The organism is Cupriavidus sp. a3 (assembly GCF_051015765.1).
Lineage (GTDB): Bacteria > Pseudomonadota > Gammaproteobacteria > Burkholderiales > Burkholderiaceae > Cupriavidus > Cupriavidus oxalaticus_A.
Genome location: NZ_CP170643.1, coordinates 84,723 through 105,944, shown reverse-complemented (window position 1 = coordinate 105,944; position 21,222 = coordinate 84,723). Strand labels below are relative to the sequence as shown.

General features: G+C 66.0%; 14 protein-coding genes, 1 tRNA gene and 1 pseudogene. 5 read left to right on the top strand and 11 right to left on the bottom strand.

Features of this window, described 5'->3' with window-relative positions; all coding sequences use genetic code 11:
- Positions 1 to 29 precede the first annotated feature (29 nt).
- Positions 30 to 1,688 carry a sensor histidine kinase gene (locus ACAD63_RS00420; protein ID WP_434033295.1) on the top strand — a complete coding sequence of 553 codons (1,659 nt, stop codon included), beginning with the start codon at positions 30 to 32 and terminating at the stop codon, positions 1,686 to 1,688.
- 13 nt (positions 1,689 to 1,701) lie between these two features.
- Here the strand turns inward: ACAD63_RS00420 and ACAD63_RS00415 are convergent, their stop codons facing one another.
- Positions 1,702 to 2,205, bottom strand: coding sequence for an SET domain-containing protein (locus tag ACAD63_RS00415; RefSeq protein ID WP_133096583.1), 504 nt, complete (start codon positions 2,203 to 2,205; stop codon positions 1,702 to 1,704).
- Between the two features lie 1,028 nt (positions 2,206 to 3,233).
- Here ACAD63_RS00415 and ACAD63_RS00410 point away from each other — a divergent pair.
- Together ACAD63_RS00410 and ACAD63_RS00405 are read left to right on the top strand one after the other, a co-directional pair.
- Entirely contained in the window at positions 3,234 to 3,512 is a 279-nt protein-coding gene (locus ACAD63_RS00410) for an HU family DNA-binding protein (RefSeq protein WP_012354324.1), read from the top strand.
- 250 nt (positions 3,513 to 3,762) lie between these two features.
- A complete protein-coding gene (locus ACAD63_RS00405) occupies positions 3,763 to 4,758 on the top strand; it encodes a DUF2272 domain-containing protein (protein ID WP_133096584.1) in 996 nt (331 codons plus the stop codon).
- A 75-nt stretch (positions 4,759 to 4,833) separates the two neighbouring features.
- On the opposite strand, the gene dinB is transcribed toward ACAD63_RS00405, so the two are convergent.
- The 4 genes and pseudogenes from dinB to ltrA all read right to left on the bottom strand — a co-directional run bounded on the left by dinB (position 4,834) and on the right by ltrA (position 10,132).
- Positions 4,834 to 5,913, bottom strand: coding sequence for a DNA polymerase IV (gene dinB, locus ACAD63_RS00400; protein WP_195427884.1), 1,080 nt, complete (start codon positions 5,911 to 5,913; stop codon positions 4,834 to 4,836).
- Positions 5,914 to 5,961: 48 nt separating this feature from the next.
- Positions 5,962 to 6,864 (bottom strand): EamA family transporter RarD, encoded by a 903-nt coding sequence (gene rarD / locus ACAD63_RS00395; RefSeq protein WP_135706158.1) that lies wholly within the window; start codon positions 6,862 to 6,864, stop codon positions 5,962 to 5,964.
- Between the two features lie 119 nt (positions 6,865 to 6,983).
- Positions 6,984 to 8,133, bottom strand: a pseudogene (locus ACAD63_RS00390) (TRAP transporter substrate-binding protein).
- A gap of 286 nt (positions 8,134 to 8,419) precedes the next feature.
- Positions 8,420 to 10,132: a group II intron reverse transcriptase/maturase gene (ltrA, locus tag ACAD63_RS00385; protein ID WP_434033294.1), complete on the bottom strand. Its 1,713-nt coding sequence runs from the start codon at positions 10,130 to 10,132 to the stop codon at positions 8,420 to 8,422.
- A gap of 1,488 nt (positions 10,133 to 11,620) precedes the next feature.
- Between ltrA and ACAD63_RS00380 the strand changes: the two genes are divergently transcribed.
- A complete protein-coding gene (locus tag ACAD63_RS00380) occupies positions 11,621 to 13,315 on the top strand; it encodes a carbohydrate porin (protein ID WP_434033953.1) in 1,695 nt (564 codons plus the stop codon).
- On the opposite strand, the gene ACAD63_RS00375 is transcribed toward ACAD63_RS00380, so the two are convergent.
- Positions 13,299 to 14,090 (bottom strand): aquaporin, encoded by a 792-nt coding sequence (locus ACAD63_RS00375; protein ID WP_434033293.1) that lies wholly within the window; start codon positions 14,088 to 14,090, stop codon positions 13,299 to 13,301. The genes ACAD63_RS00380 and ACAD63_RS00375 overlap by 17 nt on opposite strands.
- Positions 14,091 to 14,454: 364 nt before the next feature.
- Here ACAD63_RS00375 and ACAD63_RS00370 point away from each other — a divergent pair, with 364 nt between their 5' ends.
- Positions 14,455 to 16,236, top strand: a complete 1,782-nt coding sequence (locus ACAD63_RS00370) for a diguanylate cyclase (RefSeq protein ID WP_135706162.1) — start codon at positions 14,455 to 14,457, stop codon at positions 16,234 to 16,236.
- Between the two features lie 31 nt (positions 16,237 to 16,267).
- On the opposite strand, the gene ACAD63_RS00365 is transcribed toward ACAD63_RS00370, so the two are convergent.
- The 5 genes from ACAD63_RS00365 to ACAD63_RS00345 all read right to left on the bottom strand — a co-directional run bounded on the left by ACAD63_RS00365 (position 16,268) and on the right by ACAD63_RS00345 (position 21,156).
- Positions 16,268 to 16,732 (bottom strand): hypothetical protein, encoded by a 465-nt coding sequence (locus ACAD63_RS00365; protein WP_135706163.1) that lies wholly within the window; start codon positions 16,730 to 16,732, stop codon positions 16,268 to 16,270.
- A 275-nt stretch (positions 16,733 to 17,007) separates the two neighbouring features.
- Positions 17,008 to 17,083: transfer RNA gene (locus tag ACAD63_RS00360), tRNA-Phe, on the bottom strand.
- Between the two features lie 60 nt (positions 17,084 to 17,143).
- Positions 17,144 to 17,854, bottom strand: a complete 711-nt coding sequence (locus ACAD63_RS00355) for a response regulator (RefSeq protein WP_135706164.1) — start codon at positions 17,852 to 17,854, stop codon at positions 17,144 to 17,146.
- A 54-nt stretch (positions 17,855 to 17,908) separates the two neighbouring features.
- The gene (locus ACAD63_RS00350; protein WP_135706165.1) at positions 17,909 to 20,347 is read right to left on the bottom strand and encodes a sensor histidine kinase; all 2,439 of its coding nucleotides are present in this window, start codon (positions 20,345 to 20,347) and stop codon (positions 17,909 to 17,911) included.
- The gene (locus ACAD63_RS00345; RefSeq protein ID WP_434033292.1) at positions 20,344 to 21,156 is read right to left on the bottom strand and encodes a DUF4390 domain-containing protein; all 813 of its coding nucleotides are present in this window, start codon (positions 21,154 to 21,156) and stop codon (positions 20,344 to 20,346) included. Before ACAD63_RS00345 ends, ACAD63_RS00350 begins: the two co-directional genes overlap by 4 nt.
- Positions 21,157 to 21,222: the final 66 nt, after the last annotated feature.

The window sequence follows — 21,222 nt, the reverse complement described above, 5'->3', positions numbered from 1 at the left end:
CCGGCCCCGACCCATCAGCCCAGCCGGCAATGTGGCCCCGCTCCCGCACCTCCACCCGGATTTCCTGGCGCACTTCGTCCCGCATCGCAACGCGGAACGAGCTCCCTTCCTCCGCCGCGGCTGACAACGCCGGCGCCGCGCCCGCATCGACACGCCAGGCCGCCCGCCCCGGCTCCAACATCAGCCTGCGCGTACACCTGCTGCGCGCGTTGGCGACGCCGCTGTTCGCGCTGGTGCTCACCAGCGGCTCGCTGTCCTACTGGCTGGCGGCGCACTACACCACGCAGGTGTTCGACCGCGCGCTGTATGGCGTGGCCAACAACATCGCCCAGCAGATCCGCATCGCCGGCCCGCGGCTGGAGCAGGACATCCCGATGATCGCGCAGACGCTGGTCGAGGCCGAGGGCACCGACCGCATCTACTGGCGCATCCACGGGCCCGATGGCCTGATCGGCGGCATGGACACGTGGCTGGGCTACGGCACTGGCCAGACCACGCTGCACGATGCCCGGCTGTTCTACGCCTGGTTCAGCGGGCGCCAGGTGCGCGCGGTGCGGCTGCCGGTGATGCTGCCCAGCGCCGCGGTGGACGAGCTCGGCACCAGCGAGGCCGGCAAGCCCGCGCGCGGACCTATCGTGATCGAAGTGGCCGAGCTGCTGGACCGGCGCGAGACCGCCGCCAACGAGATCCTGCTGTCGGTGTCGGTGCCGCTGATCCTGCTGCTGCTGGTCGGCAGCCTGATCCTGTCGCACGTGCTCAAGGAAGAGCTGGTGCCGCTGCAGATCCTGGCCGACAAGCTCAACCGGCAGACCGCGCGCTCGCTGGCGGCGCTGGACGAAACCCAGGTGCCGGCCGAGGTGGCGCCGCTGATCCGCGGCCTGAATGCACTGCTGGCGCGGCTGCGCGACGCCCTCGATGCACAGCGCAAGTTCATCGCCGATGCCGCGCACCAGCTGCGCACGCCGCTGACCGCGGTCAAGCTGCATGCCGACCGCGCCATGGAAGCCGATTCTCCGGAGGTCGTCCGGCATGCCCTGCGTGAAGTCCAGACCGCGGCCGACCGCGCGGTGCGGCTGTCGAACCAGCTGCTGTCGCTGGCGCGCGCAGAGCCTGGGCTGTCGCTGGAGCGGCTGGGGCCGGTGGAGCACTTCGATTTGGCCGAGCTTGCCTTCGAAATCGGCGCCGAATGGGTGCCGCAGGCACTCGCGCGCCGCATCGACCTGGGTTTCGAGATATTGCCCGGGCCTACCTTCACCGGCAGCACGCCCGCGGTTGTGCGCGGGAACCGCCTGCTGATGCGCGAGGCGCTGTCCAACCTGATCGACAATGCGGTGAAGTACGTGCCGGCCGGCGGCCGCATCACCGTGCGCGCCGGCGGCGAGGCCATGGGTCACCGCGGCATGGCGGTGGTGATGATCGAAGACAACGGGCCCGGCATCCCGCCGCAGCGGCGCGAAGAGGTGTTCAAGCGCTTCTTCCGCGGCGACCGCGCGGCGCAGAGTGGCGGCGCCGGCCTGGGGCTGGCCATCGTGCACGAGATCGTGACGCTGCACCAGGGCACCATCCATATCGAGGACGTGCCGCAGCAGCCGGCCAGCCTGCAGGGCACCGAGTGCACGCCGGAGCGCCGGCCGGTCATGCGCTTCGTGATCCGGATCCCGTGCGAGCCGGCAGGTTCGACCGGCTGAAGCGCCTTCGGCCTTACTTCTTCTTTTTCTTGTCCTTCGGCGCCAGCATGGTGCCGCGGCATTGCGGGCTGCCGCAACGGCACTCGAATTCCTTCTTCAGCTTGGCCGTATAGCGCGCCTCGATCACCAGCCCGTAGTCATAGAACAGCTCTTCGCCCTGGGCGATATCGCGCAGCGCGTGGATAAAGACGCGTCCCTTCTTCTCGCGCGCCTCGCAGTTCGGTTCGCAGGCGTGGTTGATCCAGCGCGCACGGTTGCCGCCGAACTTGGCGTCGATGACGCTGCCGTCGTCCAGGCTGAAGTAGAAAGTGTGGTTGGGATCGCTGGGATCGTGCGGGTGGCGCTCCAGCGCCTTCTTCCACGAGATGTGCTCGCCCTTGTACTCGATCACGCGCTCGCCTTCGGCGATGGGGGCGATCGCGTATACGCCCTTGCCGTGCACGCCCGACTGGCGCACCTCGATCCGGTCGCTCGCGGTCTTCTTGCCCGCTGCCTTTTGCTTTGCCTTGTCCGCCATTTGCCTTTCCATGCGTGTCGCCTGCCTGTGCCGGCCGTTCCGGCGCGATCGGCATGATACCGGCGTGGCTGCGACACGTATACGTGACCCCTGGTTAACGGCTCGACCGCTCGCCCTGGCAGGTATACGGCCTGGTTACGGCCGGTCACGTAAACCTCGCGCATGTGGATAACCCCGCCTCCTTCTGTGGAAAAGCACGCGGATTCGATGTGGGCTGCCTGGGGCCCGCATGGGGATGCCTCGGGCATAAGTCGGAGGCGTATACCGCAAGACCTCATCCATAAGGCCGGTTCATCCACTGCGACCAACAATGGATGCAACCACTTCTCGTTTACGTAAACCGTTGACGGCAAAGACGTTTACATAGTTTTCCACAGCCGGAGGCGCCGTTTACCTACTACCACTATCTGTATACATGAAAGAAAGATGTAAACCGAAAGGCGGAACCAGGGCAGCGGCAAGAGCCCGGCGTATACCGGTGCCCGCAGAGGTTGCCGCATACGCAAGTCTGAACACGCCGGATCCAGGCATGCACAAGCCGAATACCGTCTTGCGAGGCAGGTAACCTTGCCTGGATCTGCATGCAACATAGTGCAGCCGGACTGTGGGGCTTTTAGGGCGAATACAGGCGCGTATACGTGCCGGAGGCTCCCTGAGGTCCATCCCCAGTCGCAGAGGGCCCGTAAACGCCTCTGCGGCCCTCTATGGCCTTTGAACGGCTCGTGGGACATCCTGTAACGTGGCGGGCTGGCCGCCTGCCTGTGCAGCGTCATGTGGCCGTCCATGCGCTCGCCGCGCGGCGTTTGCACCGCAACGGCAGCGCCCGCAACCAGGTCTGCCAGCAGGTCGATTTGCCGCCAGCCACGGCCTGAGGCGGCCTGGCGCAATCCTGCAGGTAACAATCTGTTCGCGGTGCGCCTTGTCCGACACGGTATGATGTGGCCCGCGGCGTCTTTTGCCGGTCCGGTGGCAGCCTTGCTACCGCCGACCGGGCGCCTGTGTTTTATCAACTCGATACGGAGTGAAGCATGACGAAAACCGAACTGATCGACGCTATCGCAGCCGGTGTGGACGGTCTCACCAAGGCCAAGGCAGAACAGGCACTGAACGTGACCCTGTCGGCCATCATGGACGCCGTGGCCAAGGGCGATACGCTGAGCCTCATCGGCTTTGGCACGTTCAGCAAGGGCGAGCGTGGCGAGCGCATGGCGCGCAACCCGCGCACCGGCGAAGAAATCAAGGTGGAAGCCGCCAAGACCGTGAAGTTCAAGGCCGGCCAGAAGTTCAAGGACGCTGTCAACCAGTGAGCCTGACGGGCTGCACTGCACGGCCCGTGTTTGTTTGACCCCGCCATGCCGCCGCCGGCCGCAAGCTTCGGCCAGGGCGCAGGCGAGCGCCAGGCGGGGGACGTTATCCACAGCAGGGATCGACGTTTTCTGCAGTATCCGCCGCAGCGCTGAAGCCATTGCCGAAGCGGTTGCGCGTTAGGACTTCCAACAGGCGTCCAGCCAAGGCCGATGCAGGGCCGGACGGGGCGCCGAGCCATGTGGGGCTTCCATGTTCGCCCGTCCATTGCGCCGCAGATCTCCACAGCGTTATGCACAGCGCTTTCCACAGCGGATTCCACAGGTTTCTCCACAAGCCATTTGCGCCGCCGCGGCGCTGGCGCTGCTGAGCGCCTGCACCACGGTCAGCGAACCCGCGCGTCCGCAGGCACGGCCGCTGGCCGACAACGAGCGGCCGGTCACCACGCCCGGCGCCACGCCGCGCGAGCGCATCGTCGAGATCGCCACGCAGGAGTGGTCGCGCTGGGGCGGGCAGGTGGTGCGCCTTGGCCGCGACGACAGCGCCTGCGTCACCTACAGCCCCGCGCCGGCTCCCGAACTGCCCCCGGCCCTGCCTGAACCGCCGGAGGTGCAACCCGAGGACAAGGCCGATACCGGCGCGCCCGCCAGCGGCACCAGCGCCGACACCGACAGCAACAACATCAAGTGGCCTCGCGCCGATTGCATGACTTTCCCGGACGGCACCGGCATGGAGGCCACGCCGCTGGGCTGCACGCTGGCCCGGCGCTACTGGGGCATCGTCGGCGAAACCCCCAGTTGCCGGCAGGTCACGCAAGGCGCCTGGGCCTGGTCGGCGGTGTTTATCTCGTGGGTGTTGCGCAAGGCCGGGCTGGACGAGCAGCAGTTCCTGACCGGCCAGTCACATTCGATGTATGTAGTCGATGCGCGCGACGGCATCCTTGCCCATCCCGCCTTCCGCATCGAACCCGTTCCGGCCATGCCCCGCCCGGGCGACATCGTCTGTTCCGGGCGGGGACGCGACCGCTACCTCGAGGATGTGGCGGAGATCGGCTTCGGCACCACCCCGATGCATTGCGACATCGTGGTGGCCGTCGATCCGGCGGCGCGGGTGGTGCGTGCCATCGGCGGCAATGTCCAGCAATCGGTATCGATGGAGGAAATCGAACTGGGCGATTCGGGGCGGATCGATGGCGTGACCAATTCGCACATGCCCTGGGTGCTGGTGATGCGGAACAACCTGCAATAGGCAGAGCATCATCAATACGAATAATCGATCAGCGGTAAAAATCCACCCATTGATTATTCGCTCGAATAATTGGTTTTACTCGAACAGTTCGAGCTGCGACCGATCCCGGTCGCTGGTCGCCACCCCTACCCCCAGCAACCGCACCGGCAGCCCGCGCCGGGCGTGGCCCTCTGCCAGCAGGCGCGCGTAGACCGTGCGGTCGGGCGCATGGCCGCGGCATTCCACCGTGGTCTGGCGGAAGTCCGAAAAGCGCAGCTTGACCGTCAGCTTGTCGATGGTGCCGTGCGCCTGCGCGCGGGCAATGCGTGCCTCGAGCATGGCGATCAGCGGCTCCAGTTCGACCAGGCATGCCTGCAGGTCGGGCAGGTCGTCGGCATAGGTCTCTTCCACGCTGATCGACTTGCGCTCCCGCTCGGGCGTCACCTCGCGCTCGTCCTCGCCGCGGCACAGCTTGTAGAGCCGCGTCCCGAACGCGCCGAATTCGCGGTGCAGCCGGTCCGGCGACCACGGCCGCAGGTCGCCGCAGGTCTGCGCGCCCAGCCGCCGCAGCTTGGCCGCGGTGACCTTGCCGACCCCGTGGATGCGTTCGACCGGCAGCGCGGCGACGAAGGCATTGACCGCCGCCGGGCGGACCACGAACAGCCCGTCGGGCTTGTTCCAGTCGCTAGCGATCTTGGCAACGAATTTGCTCGGGCCCACGCCGGCCGAAACGGTCACGCCGACCTGGTCGCACACGCGCTGTCGGATTTCTTCGGCGATGCGGGTGGCGCTGCCGGCATGGCGCGTGCAGAGGCTGACGTCGAGATAGGCCTCGTCCAGCGACAGCGGTTCAACCAGCTCGGTGTATTCGCGGTAGATCGCAAAAATCTGGCGCGATACCTCGCGATATTTGTCCATGGCCGGACGCAGGATCAGCAGATCGGGGCAAAGCTTGACCGCCTGCGCCGACGCCATGGCCGAGCGCACGCCGAAGGCACGCGCTTCATAGTTGCAGGTGGCGATCACCCCGCGCCGGTCGGGCGAGCCGCCCACGGCCATCGGCCGGCCGCGCAGCGAGGGGTCGTCGCGCATCTCGACCGAGGCGTAGAAGCAATCGCAGTCGCAATGGATGATCTTGCGCTGGACCGGGGGCGTGGCATCAGGCGGCGCGGACATGGCCGGGGCACCAGGTTTATCTACATGAAGAATAAACGCTTCGCTGACTCAAATCGATTCATTAGTCGCCTGGATGGAAGCCGCCTTTTGCCGGCTGTTCACCCACAGCCCTTCCACCGCATACAGCGCCAGCGAAATCCAGATCAGCGCGTAGCCGACCTGCTTCTGCGCGGGAAACGGTTCATGCCACAGCCACACGCCCAGCAGCAGCTGCAGCGTCGGCCCGGTGTATTGCAGCAGGCCCAGCAGCGACAGCGGGATGCGCCGCGCGCCGGCGGCGAAGAACAGCAGCGGCACCGCCGTCACCGGCCCGGCCATCAGCAGCAGCAATTGCGTACCAGGCGCTGCGTGGGTGAAGCCATCCTGCCCCGTGGTGAAGAGGTAGGCCAGCATCGCCGCGGCAAAAGGAAACAGCAGCAGCGTCTCCAGCGACAATCCTTCGAGCGCGCCCAGCGCCCCCGTCTTGCGCAACAGCCCGTAGCCGCCAAAACTGGCCGCCAGCCCGAGTGCGATCCAGGGCAACTGGCCCGCCGCCACCGTCAGCCAAGCCACCCCGGCCGCTGCCACCGCGATCGACAGCCATTGCACCGCGCGCAGCCGCTCATGCAGGAACACCACGCCTAGCAGCACGCTGAACAGCGGATTGATGAAGTAGCCCAGGCTGGCATCGACCACGCGGTTGGCCGACACCGCCCAGATATAGAGGAACCAGTTGGCGCACAGCAGCGCCGCGCTGGCGCCGAACGACAGCAGCAGGCGCCGGTCCCTCAACTGCCCGAGCCAGGCCCACTGGCGCCGCCAGGCCAGCACCAGCCCCAGGAACGCCAGCGACCACACCATCCGGTGCAGCAGGATCTCCGTCGGCGCAATGCCGGGCAGCGACTTGATATAGAGCGGGAGCAGCCCCCAGATGACATAAGCCAGGAGCGCGTACAGGATGCCGATTTGCATAGGGAATTCCGGTCGATGCCGGCGATTCTACCGGCGCCGGGAAAAGCTCGCCGGGCAATAAAAAACCCCATGCCCGCAGACAGGCATGGGGTTTGTGCCCGGCACCGGCCGGAACGTGCTTAGAGCTTGCGCGCGAAGCTGAACTGCGAGTAGGCCTGCTCGGCCACGTTGAACCACGCCGCCTCGTTGTTGCGGAACACGCGCCAGTCGTCGTAGATCTTCTTGAACGACGGGTTCTTGGCGGTTTCGTCGGCGTAGGCTTCCTGCGTCGCCTTGAAGCAGGCTTCCATGATCTCCTTGGAGAACGGGCGCAGCTTGACGCCGTTTTCCAGCAGGCGCGCCAGTGCCTGCGGGTTGACCGTGTCGTACTTGGCCATCATGGTGGTGTGGGCCTCGATGGTCGCCCTCGATGGTCGCCGTTTCCAGTGCGCGCTTGTACAGCGCCGGCAGCTTTTCGAACTCGCTGGCCGAGGCGTAGAACGACAGCTGCGCGCTGCCTTCCCACCAGCCCGGGTAGTAGTAGTACGGTGCCACCTTGTAGAAGCCCAGCTTCTCGTCATCGTACGGGCCCACCCACTCGGCCGCGTCGATGGTGCCCTTTTCCAGCGCCGGGTAGATGTCGCCGCCGGCGATCTGCTGCGGCACCACGCCCAGGCGCGACAGCACCACGCCGGCGAAACCGGCGATGCGGTACTTCAGGCCCTGCAGGTCGGCCACGGTCTTGATTTCCTTGCGGAACCAGCCGCCCATCTGCGCGTTTGTGTTGCCGCCCAGGAAGTTGACGACGTTGTATTCCTTGAAGAACTCGCGCATCAGCTTCATGCCGTTGCCTTGCAGCATCCAGGCGTTCTGCTGGCGCGCGGTCAGGCCGAACGGCACGGTGGTGTCAAAGCACAGCGTCGGGTTCTTCCCGAAGTAGTAGTAGCCGGCCGTGTGGCCGATCTGCACGGTGTTGTTCTGTACCGAGTCCAGCACCTGCAGGCCCGGCACGATCTCGCCCGCCGCGAACACCTTGATGTTGAACTTGCCGTCGGTCAGTTCCTTCACGCGCGCCGACAGCAGCTCGGCGCCGCCGAAAATGGTGTCGAGCGACTTGGGGAAGCTCGAGGCCAGGCGCCATTCCACGGCCGGGTTGCTGCCGACCACGGCCGGTGCTGCCGGACCGCTGGCGGCGGCAGGCGCTGCCTTCTCTTCGCCCTTGCCGCACGCGGCCAGTGCCCCGGTGGCGGCTACGGCCGACGCCTTCAACAGAAAGGAACGACGTTCCATCTCTACTTCTCCTCTTATAAATTTTGGTTCGGTTGCAAGCGCGCGGCTCGCTTGGTGCCGGGCGCGGGACCGTGACGCACATGCCGCCGGCGATCGTGTCGATAGGCGGCCTGCGCACGCTGTGCCTGTTGCGAACGGGCACGGCGGCGTGCCCTGCATGGCCGGGACTTGCGTCGCACGGCGAGGGCTGTCTTACCCGAAAGAGTAGGGTAGGGACGAAGGTCATTACTGACCTGTCCCCCCCTAGGAACCGTACGTGCGAGTTTCCCCGCATACGGCTCGAGTCTCAACTAAATGCCCCTTCGGACACCGGCTTCACAACAGTTCTACCTTGGTGATGCACTTGCTTGTGACAGTTCGGATGCAGCAGCACGCGATTCCCTAGCGCATCGGAGCCCCCGCGTATGCGAGGTTCGATGTGATGATCTTCCCATCCTGTTTCCTTGGTTATCTTGCACTGACACACTGCGCACAAGCCTTGCTGGGATAGATACAACTTGATCCACTGCTTCCGGTGCGCCATGTTTTCCAACATACGCTCCTGTCGCAGCTTCTCGCCGTACCGTTCCTGCGTTGGATCGAAGGGATTGTAATCCCCCCGAATCTTCTTGTGCCGTCGGATAGGCGTACCCGCGAGCGAGTACAACTCCGTCCAACCTACACTGCCGTTGCCGCTTACGAACTTGGTTCCAAACACCCAGTTTCGTTCGCCGACGGTCGCAAAGTATTTCCTACGCACCCATTCGACGGACTTATGTGGATGTCGCCGCTTTGCCCACCGTCGCAGAGCATTAAAGATTTCATGCTCCACGCGGGCGAACACCGCTTTCGCCACCACCGGACTGTGATACTGTGCCCAGCCCCGTAGCATCGGGTTTAACAGTCGAATTAAGTCCGACTGATCCACCGTCTTGTTGGTGCTGATGACCGCCTTTACCTTGCGATAGAACGCTTGCGCGTTTTTCTTGCTTGGCTTTATGAGCAGGGTTCCCGAGTACTTCCGGAAATTCCACCCTAGGAAGTCAAAGCCATCAGTGATGCTGACGATCCGCGTTTTCTCCGTAGACAGCGACAGCCCCCGTACTGCAAGGAACTGTTCTACCCACGGCTTCACTTCGTCCTCTAGGACCTCCGGCGTATCACCGGTGATGACGAAGTCGTCCGCGTAACGCACAACGTTCACTTTGAGCCTTTTCGCCTTGGTCGCTCCCAACTTCGCTCTGAGGAACTCGATCAGTTGCGTTTCCAAGCCGTTCAGCGCCACATTTGCCAGAGTCGGGGAAATGATGCCTCCCTGCGGTGTTCCGGCTTCGGTCGCCTGAAACTGGCCCTGAAATACCACGCCAGCTTTCAACCACTTGCGCAGGATTGCTTTGTCCATGGGGACATTGCTCTCCAGCCAGTCGTGACTGATATGGTCAAAGCATCCTTTGATGTCTGCTTCCAGTACCCATTGAGCCGAGGCCTTCTGAGATAGGGAAACAAACAGCTGGGACATGGCATCCGCGGTGGATCGGTTGGTCCTGAACCCATAGGAGTTCGGATCGCTCGTTCCTTCGGACACCGGTTCCAGCGCCAGCAAATACAGCGCTTGCATGGCTCGGTCCAACATGGTTGGAATGCCCAGAGGGCGCTCCTTCCCATTGGCCTTGGGGATGAAAACCCTCCGTAATGGCAAAGGTCTGTACCCCCGGCGCTTCAACCTCCCAATGGCTTCCCACCGGGCTTCAGGCGTTGTCCACTTTTCGCGATCGACGCCTGCCGTTCGCTTACCTTGGTTCATCGTCACTCGTCTTACCGCCAGTGCTTTGGCGGAGAACGAGCGGGTCAGAGACCGTTGCAAGGCTTTCACCCTACGCCAGTCCCCTTCCTGTGTCGCCTTCGCAATTCGAATCTGCATTTCTCGAACGTTCCGCTCCACGCGGCGCCAATTAATGGCGCCCCAGGTTTGCGGCACGCCGGAGAGCGCAGATTCATCCTTGCGGATCAATGCTTCCATGCTGCTCTCCTATCTTGAGGATCTCCCCCAACATCAAGAGACAGCACGCCCCTTGAGGGACGTGTTGCCCCTCAAGGGAAGAAAATTTAAACAAGCGAGATCAGTCAGCCGTCCTGCGACGATTGACCAGTTGGAAGTCTGCCCGCTTTCGCGTGGGATGATGTCTCAACCCCTATCCGGACCATTACAGCCCGGCATTCGCTTTTTCCAACCTCCCATACCCGCACAGCCAACAGCGTTCCTTGCGGTTCGCCTGCCTGAGCCAAACTGCGCTCCGGCAGCCATGCGGGCTTACCACGTTCCCTGCGCATTACACGACTGGGTTAGGGTCTGCCTTTCCGCCGGTGGTCATCGTGGCGACGTGTCCCAAGGCTTGAGTAGGACAACCGACCACACACCTTTTGGTTAATGCCTAGCAGCAGCTTTGGCATCTCAATCGTTACGACGTTTATCAGCAGTTCACTTACGTTACCCATACCAGTCAGCCTAGCGCCTCAACCCCGTTGCTGCTCGGAGCCTCCACCATCCTGTCTCGCGACCTGATGGCACCCTTTCGGGGGCTACATTGTCAGGAGAGCTTCACACCCCACCGTTACCAGTGACGCATGTCTCCCTAGGCTACTGCTAGTCGCATAGCAGGTTCTCTATCGTGTAACCCTTTCGGGCATATTCGACCGAACCATAATGCACAGAGCTACCGCTCCGGGACCTCACTTACCTACCACTGTGCTCCTATGCAAGCGAGCGCTTGACGGCATCGGTCACTCTTGCGAGCGCTGGCTGCCGTCCCAAAGAACGTAGCGCCGTTCTATCCAGAACGGTTTGAATGCTATGTTGCGGCGATACAACGGAATCTCCGCTGTTTGACCGCATACACCCTCCGTTAGGGGGATGCCTACAGAGAACTCGCCCAAAGGCGAGCGTCCCCGCCCTTGGGCAATGGCTGGAAATCCATCCAGCAAAAAGCAAGCTGCAAGTCGGCCAGTGTTCCGGCTTCCTCACAACACATCGGACTCACCTCTGGCTGTTCGGCCGGGTTCGTCTAAGCAAGTAGTGGTCGAGATTGGACGGTTCAGGCCGAGGCCCTCCCCTTGTCTCGACAAAGGTCGATGCTCCTTACGTTGGAGCTACCCGGACACGAGAATGCGTGTCGCACCAAGCCAGCCGATTATAGCGGTGGCCCTTTCGGCACGGAGCATCGTGCCAATGCGGGTTTTCGCTAGTCGATTGCGACAGGAAGCGTGTGATTTTCGCATTGTGAGACGGGCAACACTGTGAGGGATTTTGTAACCCGGCTTGCGGTCAAATGGACCGGCTGATAAAAAACAGTCCCCGCCTTCGGCGGGTTTTGTTCGATCCAGCCGCGTGCTCAGGCCGCTGGAATCGTCGTTTCGCCTTGTTGTCGTCGTGCCCTCCGCCTTGCTGACCTCCTCCTGCCGGCTTGCCGCCGAACCCTCCTGCCTGCGCGCTGCCGCCGGCCTGGGCGGCTTGCCCCTGCGCCGCATCGGCTTTGCCGTGCTGGCAGCCTGGGGGTTGGCGGCGTGCGCGCAGACGGTCGCCCCGTTGGCTGTCGCCCCTGACGACGGCACGCAGCCTCCGCGCATTGCGCAGCGGCCGGCGGTGCCGCCGGTGGTACTGGCCGCGCCTGCAGCGCCTGTCGCGCAAGCCGCGACCGCGCCGGCAGCCACCGCGGGCCAGGACGACCCGCTGGCGGCGCTGATCGCGGGCGATGCGTCCACGGCTCCCAGCGGGACCGTCCCGGTTGTGGCGCCTGCAGCGGCGGCCGCGCCGTCCGAAGGCAGCGCCCCCGCGACCGTTGCCGCCACCGGCGCCGCGGATCCGGCTTTCGTAGGACCGCCGGAGCCGCCGGCGCCGGCACCGCCGCCGCTAGTGCTGTTCCCGCCGCGTCTGGGTGAGTTCCAGGCCGATCCGCCTGCCGCGCCGCCCCCGGCAAGGGCCGAGGCTCTGGCGGAGGCTGCTGGCGATGCCACCACCACGGCGCAAGCGCCTGCCGAGGCGCCGCCTGTGTTGCGCTCGCAACTTCCCGCCGACGATCCTGCGGGCGACTCGGTGTGGCGCCTGGGCTACAGCGGCCGCGCCGCCGTCGAAGACCGCCCGGCGACCATGCGCGCCTGCCCGGGCGGCGCGCTGTCGACCGGCATCGGCAGCGGCCTGGCCTGCCGCAGCGCCGGCGAAGTGAAAATCCGCGAGTCGGTGCTCGATGTCGATGGCGGTCCGCAGGTGATGCTGATCGCCCAGGCGCGCGGCACCGACGCCACCACCGTCAACGGCCGCCCCGCCGCGATCGATCCCTACGCGCTGGTGCCGCAGTTCTATACCGCCGTCAGCGGCCTGGCTGTGCTGGACGGCGCCACCATGTGGGCGGGCCGGCGCGACAATGCGCCGTTCCTGATGTCGTCCGGCCTGCTGCCGCCCAATTCCACGGCGATGCGCTTCGGCATCGACAACGCCAGGGTGATCGGCGACATCGGCCTGAACTACCAGTACACCGCGCGCGCGGACCAGAACGGCCAGAACCTGCCGAGCTACCACTCGCTGCGCACCGCGCCCATCCCGACCAACGACAAGGGCACGGTGCAACTCGGCTTCACCCGCGTCGAAGCCCAGCCGATGGTGCAGGACACCGGCGGCGCATGGTGGGCGTCGGCGCTGCACGAGCAGAAAGGCGTGCTGTACGGCACCAATCGCCTGGGCATGCAGTTTGGCTCAGGCTCGCGCAGTGCCATGACCGGCTACACCGGCATGGGGCCATCGCTGTCGCGCATGCGCGTGGCGGAATCGATCGAATGGAGGGGCCGCTCGGGTCTGGGCGGCGCGGTGGAACAGAGCCTGCAGTTCGATCGATCGCCGGTCGGCACGCTGCAGTGGACCACCACGCGCGTACGCCCCGCCTATGTGGCGAGCGACCAGTTCCGGCTGAACTTCGAGGTATCGCACGACCAGATTTCGTCGGGCTTCGGCGTCAGCGGCCAGCGCACCGCGCTGACGGTGGCGCCCACGCTGACGCTGGGCAAGTCGGCCGGCAACGCCAACCTGCGCGCGTTCTATACCTACAGCCGCGCCAGCGACGTGGACGGCATCGGCTATACCGCGCCGGCCGACGCATGGGCGTCGCAGGCCAGCGGTTCGATCTTCGGCGTGCAGCTCAATCGGCGCTGGTAGCGCCAGTCTGCCAGTTGCGCCGCGTGGTTGCGGCGGTGGTTGCGGCGGTAATCGCGGCGGTGGTCGCGCTTTCGGCCTGGGCCGGGTTTGACGCATGCGCCGTGTCCTCCGCAGCCGCCGGCTTGCGGCACAGCCAGTGGAACACCAGCGTCGCCGCCAGGCCGCCGCCGAGCTGCGCCAGCACGAAGCCCGGCACATCGACCGGCCGGATCCCGGTGAAGGTATCGGTCAGTGCACAGGCAATGGTCAGCGCCGGGTTCGCGAACGACGTCGACGACGTGAACCAGTAACCCGCCGTGATATAGCCCGCCACCACGAACGGCACCAGCTGCGGCCGGCTGCGCAGCGTGCCGATGCCCACGCCGACCAGCCCGAAGGTCGCCACGCATTCGCTCCACCACATCGACGCACCGGTACGCGCCTGGCCCGACCACGCCACCGCCGGTTCGCCGAACATCGCATGCGCGGCCAGCACGCCGCACACGGCGCCGGCCAGCTGCACCGCCACGTAGCGCAGCGCATCGCGCGGCGTTAGCGTGCCTTGCACCAGCGCGGACAGGCTCACCACCGGGTTGAAGTGCCCGCCCGACACCGGCCCCAGCGAGACCAGCAGCGCCACCAGCCCGGCGCCGGTGGCCAGCGAATTGGCCAGCAGCGCCAGCGCGGTATCGCCGGCGGCAAGTCGCTCGGCACGGATGCCCGAGCCGATCACGATCGCCACCAGCAGCGCGGTGCCCAGTCCCTCTGCCACCAGGCGGCGGGCGCGCGTACTCATCGCTGCGCCCCCATGCCGGCGCGCAAGCGCAAGGTAGTGGCCACGAGTGCGGGACAGACGGGGGGAATTTGCAGCGGCAAGATCGGCAACGTCGCCTGAGACGACGCCTCATACGGTGGCATTCAGCGGGGGATTTTCCGTGCGCGATGCCAGGTCCCGCGCGGACGCGACAGTGTTCCGCCGGCGCCTCCGAGCGTCAATGCGCGGCGGCTTTGTTGTGTGCTGACGCCGGGTCTCGAATCGACACCGCGGGCTGGCTCTCGTCTACACTAAGCCAGTCTGCACGGCCAGCACATCGATATCGCGCGCCTGCCCGCCGGCAGGCCAGGCCCGACCCCTGACCGCACCGACAGGAGCCCGCCCCATGTGGCGACGTTTGCTGCCGCAGCCGCGCTGGCTGCCCCGCCTTGCCGTCATGCGCCCGCAACGGGTCGTGCTGGCTTGCTTCGGCGCGGTGTTCCTGGTCACGCTGGTGGTCGCCGCGCGCGAGCTGTACCTGGTGCGCGAGCGCGTCATCGGCGAGCGCCAGCATGCGCTGGTGCTGCGCGCGCTGGGCGTCGACGCAATCCTGTCCGCCGAACGCCGCCGCCTGTTTTTCCTGCGCGACTTCTCCGAGTATCTGTTCGCCCTGTACGCCAATGTCGGCACGGCCGATGCCGATATCGAGCGCGCCTATGCCGCCCGCAATGACGATGCCTGGCAATTGCCCCTGCAGCGTGGCGATGCGCCACTGATCGGCGTCGGTCCCCGCAGCCTTGCCGGCCTGCAAGGCTTTGCCCGCCGCGATGCCGACCTGAAGGCCGACCTGATGGTCGGCCGCACGCTGAGCCAGCTGCTCGGGCTGGGGCTGCGCGGCGACCTGATCCAGGGCAATGCGCTGTTCATCTCGTCCAATGGCTTCTTCGCTATCTATCCGCCGCAGGATCCTGCCAAGGCCGTCCGGCTGATGCAGCGATTCGACAGCATGGACTACTATCGCGGCCACATGCCGGCGCGGAACCCGACCCGGTCAATCCATTGGGCGCCGCTCTATACCGAATTCGAGGGTTCGCGCGTGCTGACGACGATCAGCATCCCGGTCTATGCCGGCAGCCAGTTCCGCGGCGTGATCGCCGTCGACGTCGCGCAGCAGCGCCTGCACGAGCTGCTGGGTGCCGCCAGCGAGCCGGGCACGGTGCACTACATGGTCAATGTGCACGGCGACGTGGTGTCGTCATCCGGCAGCGGGTTCACCGGCCTGCGGAAGTGGCCCGAGGCCATAGCCGGAGACTGGTCCGGGCATGGCGTGGCGGAGTTGTTCGCGCGGGGCTCCGGCATGCTCGGCCACAACGGCGACCTGCTGTTCTTCCAGCGCGCGGGGCAAAGCCCGTGGCTGGTGGTCGACGTGCTGCCGCTGTCTTCGCTGGCACCGGCGATGTTCAGCCGATTGAGCGGACCCCTGCTGATCGTCTGGCTGCTGTTGCCGCTGCTGCTGTGGGTCACGATGCGCGTGGTCACGCAGCTGTTCGATCACTACCTTGCGCTGGGCGAGAAGCTGCAGGAACTGGCGCAGCAGGACCCGCTCACCGGCCTGGCCAACCGCAGGCATTTCCGCGCCAGCTTCGGGCGTGAGGCCAGGCGCCAGCAACGCGGCGGTACCGCGCTGTCGGTGCTGCTGATCGATATCGATTTCTTCAAGAAGGTCAACGACCGCTGGGGGCACGCCAGCGGCGACCGTGTGCTGGGAGCGCTGGCGCAGGCCCTGCACGGCACGCTGCGCGGGTTCGACCTGCCCGCGCGCCTTGGCGGCGAAGAGTTCGCCGTGATGTTGCCGCAGACCGGCCTGGCCGATGCGGTGCGGATCGCGGAGCGCCTGCGCGAGGCGATCGCCGGCTGTGCGGTGGCGGCCGAGCCGGAAGCCGAGCCCGAGTCCGATCCCGCGCTCCATGCCGCAGACGCGGGAACCTCGGGCCCCGAGCGCGTAATCCGCTTCACGGTCTCGATCGGCGTGGCCGAATCGCCGGCCGACGCCCCGCTCGCGCTGGACGCGCTGCTGGCGATCGCCGACCGGCGCCTCTACGATGCCAAGACGCACGGGCGCAACCGCGTCGTCAGCGACGACGGGCTGCATGCGGGCGAAGCGGATATATCGGAGCGCTCGACCTGAGTTCGCACCTGAGTTTGCACCCCGGTTCGCCTCAGCGCAGCAGGAACGCGATATCGTCGACGCCGATCTCCGACACCTGGATGCCCTTGCGGCGCTGGAACAGGATGTGCTGCTGCACGCGGCTGCGCTGCTCGGCGAAGACCGCCGGATCGATCGGCGTACCCAGTCGCATGTAGTGCTGCACCAGCAGCTTGTAGGCGCGATGGCGCACCTGCATGGCCTCGGCCACGGCTCGCAGCCGCCGCATCTCGGCCGGACTGCGGTCCACCGCCTGGTGCAGTTCGTCGACGGTGCGGGCATGGAGTTCGCGATAGACGTCGCGTTCCGCCTCGGCCTGGTGCAAGGCGTCGCGCAACTCGCGGATCTTGCGCTGCAGTTTCAGCGTCTGCGTCACGGCCTGCTGGACCTTGCCGGCCGCGCCCAGTGCCTGGCTCGCCGCGGCCATGGTGCTCTTCCACAGGCCGCGCTCGCCGCCCGTCCCGATCAACGTATCCATCTGACCCCCGGTAGAAAGGACTTCCCTGCGCCGGGTACCGCATTGTTCTGTAGCCGAGAGCGGTTTTGCCGGCGCGCGACGCGCTGCCAGGTGGCAGGGCATCAGGCAATCCTAGAGATACCTATAACGGGTGCCAAGTAGAAGATATTTACTTCTGGATTGGGTGTTGCGTGGCAGGCAAAGACATTGGCCTTGATGCCAGCGGGCCGGACCATGACCGACACCGCTTTCCAAAAGCAAAAAAGCCCGGCTGCAAGAGCCGGGCTTTTTTATTCTGGTGGCCTGGGACGGAATCGAACCGCCGACACAAGGATTTTCAATCCTCTGCTCTACCGACTGAGCTACCGGGCCAAAGAAGTGAGACTATAACCGTTGTCTTTGGCGCCGTCAAGCGACATCTGCATCACTGGCTCACTGCTCGGCCGGTTCAGGCTTGTTGCGGCCCAGTTCGACACCGAGCTGCTTGAGCTTGCGGTACAGGTGGGTACGCTCCAGCCCGGTCTTCTCGGCCACGCGAGTCATGCTGCCGTGTTCGCGCAGCAGGTGGTACTCGAAGTAGGCGCGCTCGAACAGGTCACGCGCTTCACGCAACGGCATGTCGAACGAGAACTGCATCTCGGCCTCGGGCACGCGCGCAGGGCTGCCATTGGCGGCGGTCTCGGCTGCGGCTTCCGGTGCGGCGGTGGCGCTGGCGGATTCGGCCGAAGGAGCGCTTGCCGGCGCGGCGGTGGCGGCGGGAGCGCTGCGCGGGCGTTCGATGCCGCGTGCCAGGCCCTGCTCCACCGCGGACAGCAGCTTCTGCAGCGCGATCGGTTTTTCCAGGAAATTCAGCGCGCCGATCTTGGTGGCCTCGACCGCGGTGTCGATGGTGGCATGGCCCGACATCATGATGACGGGCATGCTCAGCTGGCCCTGCGCGGACCATTCCTTGAGCAGGCTGACGCCATCGGTATCGGGCATCCAGATATCGAGCAGCACAAGGTCAGGTGTGCCGCCCGCGCGGTATTCGCGCGCCTGCTGCGCGTTCTCCGCGAGTTCGACCACGTGGCCTTCGTCGCTGAGGATCTCCGAGAGCAGCTCCCGGATTCCCATTTCGTCATCGACTACGAGGATGGTTGCCATACTTCCCCTCTTAACCCCACCGCAGCGTTCCGGGACCGGATCGCCAAAAGTTGACTATGCCAGTTTAACGAACAGGATCGAGATCTGTGCACCGACGACCTCCGCACCTTCCAGGCGATTGCGCAACTCGATGCGCGCACCGTGTTCGTCAATGATCTTCTTTACCATCGCAAGCCCGAGACCCGTGCCCTTGGCTTTGGTGGTCACGTAGGGCTCGAACGCGCGGCTCAGGATCCGTGGTGCAAAGCCGGGGCCATTGTCCGCAACGGTGAGCTTGACGGCCTGCCGGTTTTCGCCGGCAGAATCTTTGTATTCTACAGTCTCGGTGTTCAGAGTGATATGGGGCGCCGCCCTACCCGCCGCCACGTTCTCGGCGGCCGCATCCTGCGCGTTCTGCAGCAGGTTGTGGATGACCTGCCGCAGTTGCGTAGGGTCGCCCTTGATCTCGGGCAGCGCAGCGCCCAGCGCCGGATGGATCACCGGATGCTCGTGCAGCGCGGGATCGTCGATGCCATACAGATGCAGCACCTCTGACACCAGGCTGTTGAGCTGCAGCGATTGCAGCACCGCGGGCGGCGTGCGCGCGTAGTCGCGGAAATCGTCGACCATGCGCTTCATCGCCGCCACCTGGCTGACGATCGTGGCCGCGCCGCGCTTGAGCACGTCGACGTCGGTGCCTTCCAGCTTGGGCGAGAGCTTCATCTGCAGCCGCTCGGCCGACAGCTGGATCGGCGTCAGCGGGTTCTTGATCTCGTGCGCGAGGCGACGGGCCACTTCGCCCCAGGCCACCGAGCGTTGAGCGGAAATCACATCGGAAATATCGTCGAAGACGATGACGTAGCCGGGCTCGTCGCGCTCGCCGCCGGGCAGCCGCGCGCCGCGCACCAGCAGCGTCAGCGGTTGTTCGTCCATGCCGCCGCCGTGGCCCTGCGGCAGCTCGATCTGCTTCTGCCAATGCTCGGCGCCGCCCAGCACCTCGCTGGTGTTCTGGTCGGAGAACGCCTGGCGCACGATCTCGCCGAACGGGCCCATCCCCGGGATCTGCTCCACCGGCAGTCCCAGCACGGCGCCGAACGGCTGGCGGAAGATGCGCTCGGCGCCGGGGTTGGCGGTGATCAGCACGAAGCGCCGGTCGAATACCAGCACGCCCGCGGTCAGGTTCTGCAGCACGCTTTCCAGGTAGGCCTTTGACTGCTCCAGCGCCGCGCGGTTTTCTTCCACCGCCAGGCGCGCCTCGGCCAGCTGCCGCGTCATCTGGTTGAACTGCTGGGTCAGCATGCCGAGTTCGTCGCGGCTCTTCAGCTCGCGCTTGGGCGACAGGTCGCCCTCGGCCACTTCCTTGGTCCCCTGCAGCAGCATCAGCAGCGGCCGCGCCAGCTGGCCGCCGAGCAGCAGGGCCAGCATCACCGCGATAAAGACCGCGAGGAACAGCGTCAGCGTCAGCGTCCCGATATACATCTTGCGCAGGCCGGTGCGGCCCAGCGCTTTCTCCTGGTACTCCTGGTAGGCACGCTGCACCTCGTCGGCATTGCGCGCGAGCACGGCCGGCACGGGGTGCAGCACCTGCAGGTAACGCTCCTCGCGCACGGTCTCGCCGACCAGGCCGAAGCCGCTCGACGGCGCTTCCTCGGGACGGCGCTCCACCGACAGGCCCGACCCGGCCCAGCGCGGGCGCGGTGTCGCGCGCGGCGTGCTCGCGGCCACCTGCTCCTGCGCGGTGGTCGGCGCCGCGCCCAGCGGGATGATCACGCGCAGCCGGTACAGGGGGGTGCCTTCGACGCGCTCGGCGCCCTGGCTGTCCTGCGTCGGATCGGTGCCGCCTTCGACCGCGGCGTAGCCGCCCGCCAGCCGCGCCTGCTCCGCCAGCACGCCCGAAGGCAGGTCGGGCACCAGCGCGGCGTAGTTGCTCGATGCGGTGGCCAGCACGCGGCCGCTGCCGGTGAAGATTGCCGCCTCCTGCACGCCGTATTGCTCGCGCAGCCGGCTCAGCTGCAGCGACGTGGACACGCCCGACGAACCGGAGAGCTGCTCGGCCATCAGCCGCGCCTTGCCCTGCAGGTCGGCCAGCGCGCTGTCGATGGTGGAGCGGCCTAGGTTGAGGCCGGCTTCGAGCGCGGTTTCCACGCGCACGTCGAACCAGGACTCGATGCTGCGCGAAACGAACTGCAGCGACACCAGGTAGATCAGCACGCCCGGCAGCACGCCCACCACGCCGAAGAACACCGCGAGCTTGGTCATCAGCCGCGTGCCGAACTTGCCGCGGCGGTAGCGCAGCCACAGCGTCACCGCGAGCGCGCCGACGATCAGCACCAGCAGCGCGCCGATCACCAGGTTCACCTTGAACAGCAGCGTGAAATAGCGATCGAAGAATTCGGTATTGGCCGATGCCCCGGCCAGCAGGCCGACCAGCACCAGCGCCAGGAACACGATGATGCCTGCCACGACGCGATACAGCACGCGCCGGAAACGGCTGTCCCACAGCGAAGTGTTCATGGCTGGCTTGAGGCGGACAGCGCCGGCTGCGCCAGCAGCGCGGGCAACAGCGCGCTCGATACCGCCTGCACGAACACGGTGTTGCGCGGCTCCGCCGCGGCGGCGGGTGCGCCCGGCGCAGACGCGGGCGCCGGCATGGGCATGGGCATGGGTGCGGCAGGTGAAGCGGGCAGCGGCGGCGGCGCCGGAACCGCGGGCACCGGCACCGGCGTCGGGATCGCGTTCAGGTCCGTCGGCACGGTGTAGATAAAGCGCCGCCAGTCCGAAGCCAGGTTCCAGTCGCGCGTATTGACCGCATTGATCTGGAACGGCTTGGGCAGTTGCGACAGGTCCAGCCGCATGCGCACCTGCGCGTGATAGCTCTCGCCGGGCTTGACCGCGTTGCGCTCGAACACGCGCCAGCCGCGTACCCGCTGGACAAACTGCAGCGCGCTCTTCAGCCGCGAGAACGGCAGCTGCAGGCCGCCGGTGGAAATGCGGTATTGCCGCGTCAGCGGCTGGTAGGACAAGCGCACGCTGCGGCTGGTGTTGACCGGCTTGTCGTCGAACCAGTACCAGCGCGGCCGCGTCAGCTCGAAATCGACCACGAAATATAGCGATATGCCCTTGTGCAGCGCGTCTTCCAGCGCGGGCGGCAGGTCGAACTCGAAGCTCGCAGCCAGTTCGAAGCCACCGTCCTGGTATTCGATGCGGGCCTCGGTAGCCTCGATCACCTGCGCCTGGGCGGCAGGCGGCAGCCACAGCAGCAGAGCCAGCGCGAGCATCAGCACACGCATGCACGCCCGCAGTTGCGTCCGCAGTTGCGTCATTCCCGCGGCGAAATCCACGGTAACGCGGCAGTCTGATGGGCGCGGCGTGCTCGGCATCGGATCAGA

Excerpts from the sequence above, each read along its gene's own strand:
- ACAD63_RS00420 (WP_434033295.1), top strand. The coding sequence starts at position 30 with ATGTGGCCCCGCTCCCGCACCTCCACCCGGATTTCCTGGCGCACTTCG.
- ACAD63_RS00415 (WP_133096583.1), bottom strand. The coding sequence starts at position 2,205 with ATGGCGGACAAGGCAAAGCAAAAGGCAGCGGGCAAGAAGACCGCGAGC.
- ACAD63_RS00410 (WP_012354324.1), top strand. The coding sequence starts at position 3,234 with ATGACGAAAACCGAACTGATCGACGCTATCGCAGCCGGTGTGGACGGT.
- ACAD63_RS00405 (WP_133096584.1), top strand. The coding sequence starts at position 3,763 with ATGTTCGCCCGTCCATTGCGCCGCAGATCTCCACAGCGTTATGCACAG.
- dinB (WP_195427884.1), bottom strand. The coding sequence starts at position 5,913 with ATGTCCGCGCCGCCTGATGCCACGCCCCCGGTCCAGCGCAAGATCATC.
- rarD (WP_135706158.1), bottom strand. The coding sequence starts at position 6,864 with ATGCAAATCGGCATCCTGTACGCGCTCCTGGCTTATGTCATCTGGGGG.
- ltrA (WP_434033294.1), bottom strand. The coding sequence starts at position 10,132 with ATGGAAGCATTGATCCGCAAGGATGAATCTGCGCTCTCCGGCGTGCCG.
- ACAD63_RS00375 (WP_434033293.1), bottom strand. The coding sequence starts at position 14,090 with ATGAGTACGCGCGCCCGCCGCCTGGTGGCAGAGGGACTGGGCACCGCG.
- ACAD63_RS00370 (WP_135706162.1), top strand. The coding sequence starts at position 14,455 with ATGTGGCGACGTTTGCTGCCGCAGCCGCGCTGGCTGCCCCGCCTTGCC.
- ACAD63_RS00365 (WP_135706163.1), bottom strand. The coding sequence starts at position 16,732 with ATGGATACGTTGATCGGGACGGGCGGCGAGCGCGGCCTGTGGAAGAGC.
- ACAD63_RS00355 (WP_135706164.1), bottom strand. The coding sequence starts at position 17,854 with ATGGCAACCATCCTCGTAGTCGATGACGAAATGGGAATCCGGGAGCTG.
- ACAD63_RS00350 (WP_135706165.1), bottom strand. The coding sequence starts at position 20,347 with ATGAACACTTCGCTGTGGGACAGCCGTTTCCGGCGCGTGCTGTATCGC.
- ACAD63_RS00345 (WP_434033292.1), bottom strand. The coding sequence starts at position 21,156 with ATGACGCAACTGCGGACGCAACTGCGGGCGTGCATGCGTGTGCTGATG.